This is a genomic window from Streptococcus suis (assembly GCF_019794555.1).
Taxonomy (GTDB): Bacteria; Bacillota; Bacilli; order Lactobacillales; family Streptococcaceae; genus Streptococcus; species Streptococcus suis_AB.
The window spans coordinates 1-15,270 of record NZ_JAIMEP010000002.1 but is presented as its reverse complement, the minus strand read 5'-3'; the positions used below and the strand labels follow the sequence as shown (position 1 = coordinate 15,270).

General features: G+C 41.3%; 13 protein-coding genes. All 13 read left to right on the top strand.

Going from position 1 to position 15,270, the window contains the following annotated elements; genetic code table 11:
- Positions 1–91: 91 nt before the first annotated feature.
- The 13 genes from yycF to K6V48_RS00810 all read left to right on the top strand — a co-directional run bounded on the left by yycF (position 92) and on the right by K6V48_RS00810 (position 14,747).
- On the top strand, positions 92–796 hold the full coding sequence (gene yycF / locus K6V48_RS00870; protein ID WP_024391260.1) for a response regulator YycF: 705 nt from the start codon (positions 92–94) through the stop codon (positions 794–796).
- Positions 789–2,138: a cell wall metabolism sensor histidine kinase VicK gene (vicK, locus tag K6V48_RS00865; protein WP_024391261.1), complete on the top strand. Its 1,350-nt coding sequence runs from the start codon at positions 789–791 to the stop codon at positions 2,136–2,138. The genes yycF and vicK overlap by 8 nt, the downstream gene beginning before the upstream one ends.
- 6 nt (positions 2,139–2,144) lie before the next feature.
- Positions 2,145–2,948, top strand: a complete 804-nt coding sequence (locus K6V48_RS00860) for an MBL fold metallo-hydrolase (RefSeq protein ID WP_024396184.1) — start codon at positions 2,145–2,147, stop codon at positions 2,946–2,948.
- Between the two features lie 257 nt (positions 2,949–3,205).
- The gene (vga(F), locus tag K6V48_RS00855; protein WP_222367303.1) at positions 3,206–4,591 is read left to right on the top strand and encodes an ABC-F type ribosomal protection protein Vga(F); all 1,386 of its coding nucleotides are present in this window, start codon (positions 3,206–3,208) and stop codon (positions 4,589–4,591) included.
- Positions 4,592–4,724: 133 nt separating this feature from the next.
- On the top strand, positions 4,725–6,755 hold the full coding sequence (gene pbp2b / locus K6V48_RS00850) for a penicillin-binding protein PBP2B (protein ID WP_222367445.1): 2,031 nt from the start codon (positions 4,725–4,727) through the stop codon (positions 6,753–6,755).
- A 9-nt stretch (positions 6,756–6,764) separates the two neighbouring features.
- Positions 6,765–7,361, top strand: coding sequence for a recombination mediator RecR (gene recR / locus K6V48_RS00845; protein ID WP_222367300.1), 597 nt, complete (start codon positions 6,765–6,767; stop codon positions 7,359–7,361).
- 81 nt (positions 7,362–7,442) lie between these two features.
- Entirely contained in the window at positions 7,443–8,489 is a 1,047-nt protein-coding gene (locus K6V48_RS00840) for a D-alanine--D-alanine ligase (protein ID WP_222328907.1), read from the top strand.
- Between the two features lie 87 nt (positions 8,490–8,576).
- Positions 8,577–8,957: an OsmC family protein gene (locus tag K6V48_RS00835; RefSeq protein ID WP_024391265.1), complete on the top strand. Its 381-nt coding sequence runs from the start codon at positions 8,577–8,579 to the stop codon at positions 8,955–8,957.
- Positions 8,958–10,034 carry an ABC transporter permease gene (locus K6V48_RS00830; RefSeq protein ID WP_222367299.1) on the top strand — a complete coding sequence of 359 codons (1,077 nt, stop codon included), beginning with the start codon at positions 8,958–8,960 and terminating at the stop codon, positions 10,032–10,034.
- 9 nt (positions 10,035–10,043) lie between these two features.
- Positions 10,044–10,712: an ABC transporter ATP-binding protein gene (locus tag K6V48_RS00825; protein ID WP_172040870.1), complete on the top strand. Its 669-nt coding sequence runs from the start codon at positions 10,044–10,046 to the stop codon at positions 10,710–10,712.
- Positions 10,713–10,911: 199 nt separating this feature from the next.
- A complete protein-coding gene (locus K6V48_RS00820; RefSeq protein ID WP_222367297.1) occupies positions 10,912–12,279 on the top strand; it encodes a UDP-N-acetylmuramoyl-tripeptide--D-alanyl-D-alanine ligase in 1,368 nt (455 codons plus the stop codon).
- 92 nt (positions 12,280–12,371) lie between these two features.
- Entirely contained in the window at positions 12,372–13,058 is a 687-nt protein-coding gene (locus K6V48_RS00815) for a YwaF family protein (RefSeq protein ID WP_222367295.1), read from the top strand.
- A gap of 144 nt (positions 13,059–13,202) precedes the next feature.
- Positions 13,203–14,747 carry a peptide chain release factor 3 gene (locus K6V48_RS00810; protein ID WP_222367294.1) on the top strand — a complete coding sequence of 515 codons (1,545 nt, stop codon included), beginning with the start codon at positions 13,203–13,205 and terminating at the stop codon, positions 14,745–14,747.
- Positions 14,748–15,270 lie beyond the last annotated feature (523 nt).

Below are 15,270 nucleotides of genomic sequence, written 5' to 3'. Positions count from 1 at the left end.
AACGTAACATAAAATTATGTGCATATCTTGTAAAATGAAATTTTTAAATAAGTTTGATATAATAGATAAAAGATTATAAAGGTAATAAAAAATGAAGAAAATTTTAATTGTTGATGATGAGAAACCAATCTCGGATATTATTAAGTTCAATATGACACGTGAAGGATATGAGGTAGTCACTGCGTTTGATGGACGTGAGGCGCTTGATATTTTTGAAGCAGAGTTTCCAGATATTGTTATTTTAGATTTAATGCTACCAGAAATAGATGGATTAGAAGTAGCACGGACGATTCGAAAAACAAGTAATGTTCCTATTTTAATGTTGTCAGCTAAAGATAGTGAGTTTGATAAAGTTATTGGACTTGAAATTGGTGCGGATGACTATGTGACAAAGCCATTCTCAAACCGTGAATTACAGGCGCGTGTAAAAGCTCTTCTTCGTCGAAGTGAATTGGCTGAGACGCAAGGAGCAGTTGAATCATCTGGTACTCCAGAATTGGTAATCGGTGATTTGGTAATTGTTCCAGATGCTTTTGTAGCTAAGAAACATGGAAAAGAACTTGAACTAACACACCGTGAATTTGAATTATTGTATCATTTGGCCAAGCACATTGGGCAAGTCATGACGCGAGAGCATCTACTTGAGACTGTTTGGGGATATGATTATTTTGGAGATGTACGTACTGTGGATGTGACAGTACGACGCTTGCGTGAAAAAATTGAAGACACTCCAAGTCGTCCGGAATACATCTTGACACGCAGGGGAGTAGGTTATTTTATAAAAGCTTATGATTAATCAATTACGCTATCTAATTACAACAGCTGAATTTTGGTTTGTTGTTATTTTGATTGGCTTTCTAATTGCGTTGACAGTATTGTTGATAGAAAACTATCGTGACAATAAACAGATACAATTACTCAATAAAAAGGTTGGCGCCTTGATAGATGGTAATTACTCTGATGTATTGGATTTGCGAGGAAGTCCAGAGATTACTGAAATGGCAAATTCACTGAATGATTTGTCAGAAGTAATCCGCTTAACGCACGATCATCTAGAACAAGAAAAAATCCGTCTCAGTTCCATTCTTTCCTACATGAGTGATGGAGTAATTGCTACAGATCGTATTGGTCGAATTATCATGGTCAATGATATGGCGCAGAAACAACTGGGCTTAAAAGATCATAAACAGGAGCAATATTTTTTACTTGATGTTCTAGAACTTGAAGACCAATATAGTCTGCGGGAGTTGTTATCCCAAACTCCTGAAATCGTCTTAGAAAAAGTTAATGAGAATCAAGAATTTCTGACCTTGCGAGCTAATTTTGCAACGATTAGGAGTGAAAGTGGTCTCATATCAGGTTTGGTTGTTGTCCTACATGATATGACGGAGCAGGCCAAGGAGGAACGTGAGCGCAGACTGTTTGTTTCTAATGTCAGTCACGAATTGCGTACACCGTTGACCTCGGTTAAATCATATTTGGAAGCCTTGGATGAGGGAGCTCTGACCGAATCGGTTGCCCCAAGTTTTGTCAAGGTATCCTTAGATGAAACCAACCGGATGATGCGGATGATTACAGATCTTTTAAGTTTATCTCGCATTGATAATCAGGTTGGAGAGATGGATGTAGAGCTAATCAACTTTACGGCTTTTGTCACTTTCATCTTGAATCGCTTTGATCAGATGAAGAATTCTGATGCTGGTAAGACCTACGCTATTATTCGTGATTACCAGATTAGTCCAATTTGGGTTGAAATTGATACCGATAAGATGACGCAGGTACTGGATAATATTTTGAATAATGCTATCAAGTATTCTCCAGATGGGGGAAACATTACCTTTAGTATGAAAACGACAGATAGTCAGCTAATTATTTCTATTTCAGATGAAGGTTTGGGAATTCCTAAAGCTGATTTGCCTAAAATATTTGATCGTTTCTATCGAGTAGATAAAGCGCGTTCGAGAGCCCAAGGTGGCACTGGTTTAGGTTTGGCGATTGCAAAAGAGATTGTAAAGCAACACAAAGGTTTCATTTGGGCTAAAAGTGAGTATGGGCATGGTTCGACATTTACGATTGTCCTACCATATAGTAAGGATATTGCACTGGATGAGTGGGAAGAGGTTGCTGAGGAAGAATAGGAGAGTATGATCGGAACAGGTTTTAATTATAGTATTTTAGCATCAGGGTCTAGTGGAAATTGTTTTTATTTGGAAACGGATAAAAAGAAAATTTTAGTGGATGCAGGTTTATCGGGAAAAAAAATCACCAGCCTTTTGGCAGAAATTGACCGAAAACCAGAGGATATTGATGCCATATTAGTCACCCATGAGCATAGTGATCATATCCATGGCATAGGTGTGTTAGCGCGTAAGTATGGGATGGACATTTATGCCAATGAATTGACCTGGCAGGCTATGGAGAGCAAATTGGGCAAGATTGATGTGGCGCAAAAACATATCTTCGAATTGGGTGCTATGAAGACTTTTGGAGACTTGGATATTGAGTCATTTGGTGTTAGTCACGATGCCGCTTGTCCGCAGTTCTACCGCTTTATGAAGGATGATAAATCCTTTGTTATGTTGACGGATACTGGTTATGTCAGTGACCGCATGGTGGGTATTGTGGAAAATGCAGATGCCTATTTGATTGAATCCAATCATGATGTTGAAATCCTGCGTTCGGGTTCCTATTCTTGGAATTTGAAGCAACGGATTTTGTCGGATAAAGGGCATCTTTGTAACGAAGATGGTGCAGATGCCATGATTCGTTCGCTCGGAAATCGGACCAAGAAGATTTACTTAGGGCATTTATCAAAGGAAAATAATATCAAGGAACTGGCTCACATGACCATGGTTAACCAATTGGCACAAGCTGATTTAGGTGTTGGTACAGATTTTCAAATTTATGATACTTCGCCAGATACGGCGACTGTCTTGACCAAGATTTGACAAATTCATTGAACTTGTTTAGAATAAATATATAAAATACGTGAGGTGAAGTTACATGAATAATTAAGCTAGTTATTAGTCATTCTTAAAAATTGTAGTGAGGTTATATTAACCGAGAATACAAGGGATAAGACTGCTCATAAGGGCTTACTATTCATGTGACTTTTTCCATAGGGAAAGGTCATGTTTTGCATGGCTTTTTTCTTGTGTCATTTTTTGAAGAATAGAAGCCCTTTTTGTGAAGAAAAGAGGTCTATATGGAAATGATAAAATGTATTCAATTAGAGAAGGAATTTGCGGGACGTAGTTTGTTTACAATCCAGCAGTTGAGCCTTCAAGCTGGTCAAAAGGTTGGTTTGGTTGGAAATAATGGTGTTGGCAAGTCTACTTTTTTGAAAATCTTACTAGGACTGGATAGGGATTTTGTCGGTCAAATTGAGGTAAAAGCAGACTGGGCCTATGTACCCCAGTTACAGGAAAGGAGCTCGCTTTCAGGTGGGGAACAGGTTTGGAAGTCTATTCAAGAGGCTTTTGCCCAAAGACCGCAGTTGTTAATCCTGGATGAGCCGACAGCTAATCTAGACCAAGAACACCAGGAAAAGCTAATCAAACAAATCAAACGCTATCGAGGTAGTCTACTAGTTGTTAGTCATGATCGGCATTTTCTCAATCAAATAGCCAGTCACATTTGGCATTTAGAAGAAGGAAGTATTCAGGTCTATACAGGGAATTATGAGGCGTTTGTAGAAAGTCGCCGGGCTAGGCGAGAAGGGCAGCAGGAGGCCTATGAAGCCTATCAGAAAAAAGTCACTCAACTAAAAAAAGCCCAACAAGAGCGTCAGGTCAAGGCTCAGAAGATGGGGAAGAGAAAGAAAGGTGTTTCATCGTCTGAGTGGAAAGTCAGTGCTATGATGGGTTCCTATGATAGTCAATCCAAGTCAATGGCTAAGTCTGCTAAACAGTTAGAGAAAAGGATTGAGAGGTTGGAAAAGGTTAGTCAGCCCAGAAGGGAGGCTCATATTAAAATGGAATCAAAAGGGGCCTTAGATACTGATTTACACAGACTATTTCTTTTGCAAGCAGGTCAAGTTTTTGTGGATGAAGTGTATCTATTTGATTTCCCTCAGATAGGGATGACGTTTGGAGAGAAGTTAGCCTTAGTGGGGGCGAATGGTTCTGGAAAGACCAGTTTTGTCCGAAAATTATTAAGGAAAGAATTGGCAGGCTATTATAATCCTAAGTTAAAAATTGCTTATTTTGCACAGGATTTGATAAACCTTGATGAAGAAAAGACTGCTTTTGAAAATGTTAGTTGTACCTCTCTTCAAGATAAGATGACGATTCTCAATTTATTAGGTATGTTAGGACTTTCTTACGATAAGGCTCAGCAGAAGGTAGCAAATCTGTCTGGTGGTGAGCGTGTTCGTCTCTCCTTAGCTAAGGTATTGTTGGCGGATGCAAATCTTTTGATATTAGATGAACCGACAAATTTTCTAGATATGGCAGCTATTGAAGCTTTGGAAACATTCTTGAAGGAATATGAAGGAAGTGTCCTCTTGGTTTCCCATGATCAACAGTTTGTGGAAACATCTGTTCACAGTCAATGGGAGATAGTGCAAGCTTGTCTCGTGAAGAAATCATAAGAAAATATTTTCTGAAAAGGAGGCTCTGTCTAAAAAATATTTTTTGCCTGTGGTATAATAAGAAGAATATTTCTAGAATGAGGTTTGTCTTTTGAAAAAAAAGAATCATCAATCAACTGGTAATGCAAGAAATATGATTCCAATTCGATTAAATATTTTATTTGGAGTCGTCATTTTATTATTTACAGTGCTGATTGTCCGGTTGGCAGATATGCAGATTGTGAATCATGATTTTTATAGTAATAAATTAGCAACTGCTAGTCAGAAAGTAGTCACTAAAAGTTCTGTTCGAGGACTGATTTACGATGCTAAAGGAAAGCCTTTGGTTGAAAATCAGATACAACAAGTAGTGTCCTTTACTCGCTCTAATAAAATGACTGCTGAGGAAATGAAGCAAGTTGCTAAAAATTTACTTCAATGGGTCACAGTTTCGGATGTTAGTGTTTCAGATCGGGATAAAGCTGATTATTATCTAGCTGATCAAGATGTATACAAGGAAGTAGTGAGCAACCTTCCGGATGATCAGCGCTATGATGCAGACGGCAATTATTTAAGTGAGTCAGAGATTTATACAAATGCTGTTGCTAGTTTAACACCAGAACAGTTGAACTACTCTGATGAAGAGTTGAAAGCAATTGAACTATTTACTCAGATGAATGCCGCTTCCTATTTTGAAACAGTTAATCTTGTCACAGACAGCCTTACGGCTGAACAAGTGGCTTTGATTGTAGCAAATTCTGACCAACTTGAAGGAATCTCAACTACAAATAACTGGCAACGGAGTATTCTAGATACTTCACTTAGCTCAATTATTGGTACTGTAACAAGTGAACAAGCAGGTTTACCAGCTGAGGATGCCGATTATTATTTGTCAAAAGGATATTCTGCGAATGACCGCGTGGGAACTGCCTATCTTGAAAAACAGTATGAAGAAGTCTTGCAAGGTCAACGAGAGAAGAAAGAAATTAATTTAGATAGAAATGGTAACGTCGAGAGTATTCAGACTGTTCAAGAAGGACAACAAGGAAACAATATTAAACTAACCATTGATTTGGCCTTTCAAGATGGTGTCAATGCGATTCTAAAAAAATATTTTGAGAGTGAGTTGTCAACAGGAAGTGCACTTTACTCGGAAGGAGTTTATGCAGTCGCATTGGAACCTTCAACAGGTGCGGTGCTTGCCATGTCTGGATACAGTCATGAAAAAGGAGCAGGTAGCATAACAGAAGATGCTCTTGGAACTATCACAAGCGTCTTTACACCAGGTTCTATTGTCAAGGGTGCAACTATTTCATCTGGTTGGGAGAATGGCATTATCTCAGGAAATCAGGTATTATTAGATGAACCGATTTATTTTGCAGGTTCAGCACCAATTACATCTTGGTGGGCCTATGGTAGTTTTAATATTGATGTTACACAGGCGTTAGAATATTCTTCAAACGTTTACATGGTAAAAATTGCTTTGGGGTTATTAGGTCAAACCTATTCGCCAAATATGTTTTTGAACGATGGCGATACATTGACAAATGCCATGACTAAGCTTCGTTCGACTTTTGCAGAGTATGGTTTAGGTGCGTCAACAGGAATTGACTTACCACTTGAATCAACAGGTTTCTTACCAGAAGAATATTCCACCGCAAACTTTATTATGAATGCATTTGGACAGTTTGATAACTATACACCGATGCAGATGGCTCAATATGTAGCGACAGTAGCAAATAATGGAAAAAGGATTTCTCCTCATCTTGTAGAAGGTATCTATGGAAATAATCCCCAAGGTGGATTGGGAGATTTGATTGAAACAGTTTCTGGTAAAGAGATGAATCAAGTCAATATTTCAGCTGATGAAATGGCTCTCCTTCGTCAAGGATTTTATCAACTTGTAAATGGTGGAGGACGATTTAATACAGGTAGTGCTATCGGTCGTGGTGCGGCCGTGACCATCAGTGCCAAGACTGGTACTGCCGAAACTTATACTACAACTCCTTCAGGTGAAGTGGTAACGGCGATCAACACCAACGTTGTTGCTTATGCGCCGAGCGATAATCCCCAGATTGCGGTTTCGGTGGTTCTTCCGAATTTGACGGACCAGTCATCTACGACGACTAAGGCGATTACGCGTGATATTATCAATTTATACAATTCACTCTATCCTATGAATTAAAGGAGAATTATGCTGTACCCAACCCCGATTGCTCGGTTGATTGATAGCTATTCAAAGTTACCGGGAATTGGTATCAAAACCGCAACTCGTTTGGCTTTTTATACGATTGGTATGGAGGACGATGTGGTCAATGAATTTGCAAAAAATCTCTTGGCTGCCAAGCGGGATTTGACCTATTGTTCGATTTGTGGAAATTTGACCGACCAAGATCCTTGCGGTATTTGTCAAGATAGCAGTCGTGATCAGTCGACCATTTTAATTGTAGAAGACAGTCGAGATGTGACAGCCTTGGAAAATATCCAAGAATACCACGGTCTTTACCATGTCTTGCATGGCTTGATTTCCCCGATGAATGGCATTGGACCAGACGATATTAACTTAAAGACCTTGCTAACTCGTTTGATGGAAAATGAAGTGACAGAAGTCATTGTAGCGACAAATGCAACAGCAGATGGTGAAGCGACATCCATGTACATCTCACGTGTCCTAAAGCCAGCAGGTATCAAGGTTACTCGCCTGGCAAGAGGATTGGCAGTCGGAAGTGACATTGAATACGCAGATGAAGTCACCCTCCTTCGTGCCATTGAGAATAGGACAGAATTATAGTTTAGGAGACCTTGGTCCGCCCATCAGATAAAAAATATGCTATACTAACTATAGTTGTTTTGAATTAGAAAAGGAAAGTATATGACAAAAGAAACTTTAATTTTACTATATGGTGGTCGTTCAGCAGAACGCGAAGTATCCGTTTTATCAGCTGAGAGCGTCATGCGTGCCATCAATTATGATAAATTCTTTGTAAAAACCTATTTCATCACGCAAGCTGGTGACTTTGTGAAGACCCAAGAATTTTCTCAAACACCAGCTGCTGATGAAAAATTGATGACCAATGCGACGATTATTGAAGAGCAAAAAATCCGTCCGAGCGATATTTATGAAGAAAATGCAGTTGTTTTCCCTGTCCTTCATGGACCGATGGGGGAAGATGGCTCGATTCAAGGCTTCTTGGAAGTTCTTCGTATGCCGTATGTTGGCACCAATATCTTGTCTTCCAGCGTTGCTATGGACAAAATCACTACCAAGCGCGTTCTTGAATCAGCAGGAATCTCCCAAGTACCTTATGTGGCAGTTATCGAGGGTGAAAATATCGATGATAAGATTGCAGAGATTGAAGGAAAATTGACTTATCCGGTCTTTGTAAAACCAGCTAATATGGGGTCAAGTGTCGGTATCTCAAAAGCTGAGGATTTAGCTGGCTTGCGTAAGGCACTTGAGCTGGCCTTCAAGTATGACAGCCGTGTCCTCGTTGAGCAGGGTGTTAATGCGCGTGAGATTGAGGTTGGTCTTTTGGGAAATGCTGACGTGAAAACCACCCTTCCTGGCGAAGTAGTCAAAGACGTTGCTTTTTATGACTACGATGCCAAATACATCGACAACAAAATCACCATGGAAATCCCAGCTAAGATTGATGAGTCTATCATGGATACCATGCGTGATAATGCTGCCAAGGCCTTCCGTGCTATCGGTGGCTGTGGACTTTCTCGCTGTGATTTCTTCCTGACAGAAGACGGCGACATCTTCCTGAATGAGCTCAATACCATGCCAGGATTTACCCAGTGGTCTATGTATCCACTCCTTTGGGATAATATGGGCCTAGCTTACCCAGACTTGATTGAAGAGCTTGTTCGTTTGGCTAAGGAAATGTTTGAAAAACGCGAAAGTCACCTCATTTAATTATTATCAAGATTGGAATCATTCCAATCTTTTTTCTTGCAAAGGTTTGCAAAAAGGAATAAAATGGAACAAGTTCTGGAGGTGTTTATGTATCAAACGACAGTAAAAGGGGAAGGTCTGTTTCAGGCTCTTTCTCAAGGTTATGGCGAACCGGTTCGTACCTTTGGGGTAACGGAGAAGGGTGAGACTCCGGTTAGTCTAGTTAATATTGGCTTAGCTGCCTGTATCACCATGTGTGTGCAGGGCTACTATGCCAGCCAAGAAGGCAATAAAACCATGCCTGTTCAGGTGGAGAGCCGTTTGGACAATCAGCGTTTTGAGGTGTTGATTGGAATTGGTGAGTCGGTTTCGGCGCAAAAGCAGAAAGAGATTCTTGCCTATGTTGAAAAGAAATGTAAAGTCAAAGCTCTTTTGAGGGAAGACTTGCAGTTTGAGACAAGTTTTTTTGTCTTAGAAAGTGTGGAGTAGATGTTTTTAGCAATTGAAGAAATGCGGCAGAATAAGCTGCGTTATGGTTTAATATTAGGACTACTGGTCCTGATTTCCTATCTGGTCTTTTTCCTGACTGGTTTGGCTTACGGACTCATGCAGGAAAATAGAACAGCAGTTGATAAATGGCAGGCAGACTATGTCCTGCTTAATTCAGAAAGCAATCACCTGATTACAGCATCCAAAATTGATACAGACTTGATTGACCAAGTAGATGCTGGTGACAAGGCCTTGATTCGCCAACAGGCAGGAGTTGCATATGTGGATAAAGATGCTGCAACTGATGAAAAAGAGAAAGTCAATATCTTTGCGGTTGAATCAGATAGTTTTATCGTACCGAATATTGTAGAAGGTCGTTTGTATGAAAAAGTTGGAGAAGTCGTTGTAGACAAATCCCTGTCAAAGGTAGAAGGTTTTGGAATTGGAGATCAAATCTATCTGTCAGGTTCTGATGAAAAAGTGACTATTGTTGGGTATACAGATAATGCTTATTTTGGCGTGGCACCTGTCGTTTATATGGATTTTGATGCATTTTCAGAATTAATGCAAGCAGATAAGCAACAGGCAGCTACTAGTAGTCTGGCCAGTGCCATTGTCATTCGTGGAGATGCCTCCTCAGTACCGGATGAGTTGGAAAAAGTTGCCATTGCAGATTTCATAGAAAATCTGCCAGGATATAAGGCACAAAATATGACCTTTGGCTTTATGATAGGATTCCTGATTGTCATCTCAGCCATTGTTATTGGTATTTTTATCTTTGTTTTGACAACACAGAAATCTCCGATTTTTGGTTTGATGAAAATTCAAGGTCTTTCAAATGGCTATATCTCAGGTTCTGTACTGGCTCAAACCTTCCTTCTGGCTGGTGTGGGAACTGTTTTTGGATTGGCTGGAACGTATTTGTCATCCCTTGTCTTGCCAAGCGCTGTGCCATTTGAAAATAACTGGACCTTCTATATCGCAATCGGTCTAGCTCTTGTTGTATTTGCCCTATTAGGTGCTAGTTTCTCTGTACGTTCTATCTTTAAGGTAGATCCATTACAAAATTTATCTTAGGAGGTTGTTATGAAAACACTTATTTTTGAAAATATTAGTAAAACCTTCCAAGACGGTAGTCAAACTATTACAGCTCTTAAACCGACTAATTTTAGTATTGAAGAAGGCGAGTTTGTCGCAATCATCGGACCGTCCGGGTCTGGTAAATCAACATTTTTGACCTTGGCAGGAGGTCTACAAACACCAACAACTGGTCGTGTGTTAATCAATCAATCAGACTACTCTGATCTACCAGAAAAGAAACGTGCTCAACTACGCTATAAGGATATTGGTTTTGTCTTGCAGGCTTCTAATTTGATTCCATTTTTAACTGTCGAAAAACAATTAACCTTGGTTGATAAGGTAAATAAGAAAGCTGAACCGAGCAAGCGAAACGAACTCCTATCTGAATTGGGAGTGGCCCATCTCAAAAACAAGTTCCCTAAGGATTTGTCAGGTGGAGAACGTCAGAGGGTAGCAATTGCCCGTGCACTTTATAACGATCCAGCTTTGATTCTAGCTGATGAACCAACAGCCAGTCTAGATAGTAATCGCGCTTTTGAAGTGGTTGAGTTATTAGCTAAGGAAGCCAAAGAACGGAATAAATCCATTATCATGGTAACGCATGACCAGCGCATGATTGAAAAATGCGACAAGGTTTATGAGATGAAAGATGGTGTCCTCACTCAAGTTCGATAAAAAATGGTATAATGGGAGCGGGAAAGAACTCGACTTGTCAAAAAAGAGTTCGTCTTCCCGCCCCCGCACAGTTGATTAGGTAGATTTGGAGTGTAAAACACGAACAAATCTACCAATCAACCACTGCGCTGAGATGTTGACGCAAATTTTGAGAAGCGGTGTGGGGGTGAACCTAGCCTTTAGTTTACTGGAGAAAACAATGAAATTAACCCTACACGAAGTCGCTCAGGTCTTGGGCGCAAAAAATAATATTAGTCTTTATCCCGATAGAACCCTTAACAAGGTGGAGTTCGACAGTCGCCTGATTACAGAAGGGGATCTTTTTGTTCCCCTCAAGGGAGCGCGTGACGGTCATGACTTTATTCCTGTGGCTTTTGAAAATGGCTGCGCAGTAACCCTGTCTGAAGTCAGCCTTGATGTTCCCCACATCCTAGTAGATGACTGCTTGGCTGCGCTTCAACAATTAGCGGCCTACTACCTGGAGAAGACAGAGGTAGAAGTCATTGCCGTGACAGGATCAAACGGTAAAACGACCACCAAGGACATGATTCACGATGTTCTAGCGACGACTTACAAGACTTACAAGACACAGGGCAACTATAACAACGAAATCGGTCTGCCTTACACAGTACTTCATATGCCTGACGATACAGAAAAACTGGTCTTGGAAATGGGTCAAGACCACTTGGGCGATATTCACTTGCTTTCTGAAATTGCCAAACCAAGCCTATCAGTGATTACCCTTTTTGGAGAAGCCCATCTGGAATTTTTCGGTTCACGAGAAGAAATTGCCAAAGGAAAATTACAGATTGCAGATGGAATGGAGCCAGGTAGTAAACTCTTGATCCCAGCAGATCCGATTGCGGATAAGCTCTTGCCGAGCCAAGTGGATCTCGTTCGTTTTGGTGAACAGGGAGATTTGCAGGTGACCAGTCTGGTCGAGTCAAAAGATAGCCTGACCTTCACCGTCAACTTTATGGACGGCGACATTTTCCTCCCAGTAACAGGCAAGTACAATGCCACCAATGCCATGGTAGCAAGTTACGTGGGCAAGACCTTGGGTGTGCCTGATGAGGCAATCAAGTCAGCCCTAGCCAGTCTTAACTTGACCCGCAACCGCACCGAGTGGAAGAAGGCAGCCAACGGAGCAGACATTCTCAGCGATGTCTACAACGCCAACCCAACGGCCATGCGATTGATTTTGGAAACTTTCTCTAGCATTCCAGCCAATGAAGGCGGCAAGAAAATCGCGGTTTTAGCAGACATGAAAGAACTGGGTAGCCAGTCGGTTGACCTCCACAATCAGATGATTCTGAGCCTGTCGCCTGATGTGCTAGATACCGTCATTTTCTACGGTCAGGATATTGAAGGCCTGGCTCAGTTGGCTAGTCAGATGTTCCCAATTGGAAAAGTCTATTTCTTTAAGAAAAATGCGGAAGAAGACCAATTTGAAGACCTGGTCAAACAGGTTCAGTTAGTTTTAGGGGCCAATGATCAAATATTGCTCAAGGGTTCTAACTCAATGCAGCTAGCTAAAGTCCTTGATGTTTTAGAACATGAGAAATGAGAGTTGATACCTCTCATTTTTAGTTATCCTTGTCAATTCTTGACAAATTTGATATACTGATTAGATAGTAGATAGTAGATAGGAGGGACAATATGACAGAATTCTTTACCAATCATATTTCACAAGGCCCTGATTTATCGAGTTTTGAGCAAATGGGCCTCATTCTACTTTTACTATGTTTTCTATTTTTAAGTTTGAAATTCTATCAGAAAAGATGGTTTAGAGGCTTGTTTTACATTCTTCTAGCCATTCAAGTTGTTAGTCTATATACCTGGCATATCGTGCAGTCTATTCCCTTATTTGAAAGTCTTCCCTTTTATCATTGTCGTCTGGCTATTTTGGTTCTTTTGTTTGGAAAACCGGGATCAATCAAGCGTTATTTTGCTTATTTAGGGCTGTTTGGCTCAGTACTAGCATTTTTACATCCAGTATTTGACCCATACCCTTTTCCTCATCTTACTTTTTTCACCTATGTGGTTGGACATTATGCTTTGGCTGTCAATGCCTTGGTATATTTGCTGGGTGAGCAGTCCTTTGAAAAACTTTCTCTGAAACAGATCCTTTCTTGGACATTGCTGATGAATAGTGTGATTTTTATGGTCAATATATTCACAGGAGGAAACTATGGTTTTCTAAGTCACTTGCCCCTAGTTAATAGCCAGAAAGCTAGTCTGAACTTTTTTGTTGTAAACTTGGGTTTGGTGCTAGCTATTGAAATGACCCAAGTGGCTTTTCTGTCTTATTGGAAGAAACATGAAGTTTTTATCTTACAAGAATGATTTTCCAAGTGTTTGAAAAATTCCATTATTTCCGATATAATAAGAGAGTTGCAGTAGTTGCTCTCTTTTTTTGTACTCTTTTGATTTGGTAGGCAAAAGAAGAAGTCAGCTCTGCTATGGACCAAAGAAAAAGGAATCAATATCATGTCACTACAAGAAGAAATCAAGAAACGTCGCACTTTTGCGATCATCTCTCACCCGGACGCGGGTAAGACTACGATTACAGAGCAGTTGCTCTATTTTGGGGGCGAGATTCGTGAGGCTGGGACGGTCAAGGGGAAAAAGACTGGTAACTTTGCCAAGTCGGACTGGATGGATATTGAGAAGCAACGTGGTATCTCTGTTACCTCATCTGTCATGCAGTTTGACTATGCAGGCAAGCGGGTTAATATCCTAGATACGCCAGGACACGAGGACTTCTCTGAGGATACCTATCGGACCTTGATGGCGGTGGATGCGGCTGTCATGGTGGTGGACTCTGCCAAGGGTATCGAGGCCCAGACCAAAAAGCTTTTTGAGGTTGTGAAACACCGCAACATTCCAGTCTTTACCTTCATCAACAAGTTGGACCGCGATGGCCGTGAGCCGCTTGATTTGTTACAGGAGTTGGAAGAAGTCTTGGGCATCGCTAGCTACCCGATGAACTGGCCTATCGGTATGGGGAAATCTTTCGAGGGTCTCTATGACCTCCATAACAAACGCTTAGAACTCTATCGAGGTGATGAGCGTTTTGCAAGCTTGGACGAGGGTGACAAGCTCTTTGGTTCTAACCCCTTTTATGCACAAGTTCTAGATGATATTGAACTTTTGGCGGAAGCTGGGAATGAATTTTCAGAACAGGCGATTTTGGACGGCGATTTGACACCTGTTTTCTTCGGCTCAGCCTTGACAAACTTTGGTGTTCAGACCTTCTTGGATACCTTCTTGGAGTTTGCTCCAGAGCCACATGGACACAAAACGACAACTGGTGATGTCATTGATCCGCTCAACAAAGACTTTTCAGGCTTTGTTTTCAAAATCCAAGCAAACATGGACCCTCGTCACCGCGACCGTATCGCCTTTGTCCGTGTGGTTTCAGGCGAATTTGAACGCGGCATGGCGGTTAACCTGCCTCGTACAGGCAAGGGGGCCAAGTTGTCCAACGTGACCCAGTTCATGGCCGAGTCCCGTGAGAATGTGGAAAATGCAGTAGCGGGGGACATTATCGGGGTTTACGATACCGGAACCTATCAGGTAGGCGATACCTTGACCGTAGGCAAGAACAAGTTTGAATTCGAATCGCTACCAACCTTCACCCCGGAAATTTTCATGAAAGTGTCTGCTAAAAATGTCATGAAACAAAAATCTTTCCACAAGGGAATCGAGCAACTGGTGCAAGAAGGAGCTATCCAGCTCTACAAAAACTACCAGACTGGCGAGTATATGCTGGGGGCCGTAGGTCAGCTCCAGTTTGAAGTTTTCAAACACCGCATGGAAGGTGAGTACAATGCTGAGGTAGTTATGACCCCAATGGGCAAAAAGACTGTCCGTTGGATCAAGCCAGAAGACCTGGATGAACGCATGTCATCAAGTCGCAACATCCTAGCCAAAGACCGCTTTGACCAACCAGTCTTCCTCTTTGAAAACGACTTCGCCCTCCGCTGGTTTGCGGACAAGTATCCGGATGTGGAGTTGGAAGAGAAGATGTAGCAACAGTCTGGGGGACTGTTGGTAGCTGGAGATGAGAGCCGACAGCAGTCGGCTTACCAATGGCTAAGGTCCAGTGGACCTTTTCTAGTGGGAGATGAGAGCTGATGGTAATCAGCTTACCTTTTACTAACATCTGGGAGATGTTTGCTATCGGGAGATGGGAACTGGCGATAGTCAGTTTACCATTGAATAAAGTCCGGGTGGATTAAAACAGTCAGGGGAGTTACTGTTTTAACCCGAGCTTAAAAATATAAAAGCAAGGCTTGTTAAGTGAATTGTTTCAGCCCGATCCTAGATATAGAGAAGCGAGGCTAAGGCTGGAGATGAGAGCCGACAGCAGTCGGCTTACCTAATTTCGAACTTTCGCGTTTATATAAAACTAGCTTGTTATATATGATGGCAAAAACTGAACAGCTCCCTGTCAAGTGGACAATGAAATAATAAAAGATTAGGCGACGGCCTTGTTCCTCATTTCAAGAGGGGCAAGGCCGTTGTTGCGCTCTTGAAAACGTTGATGATTGTA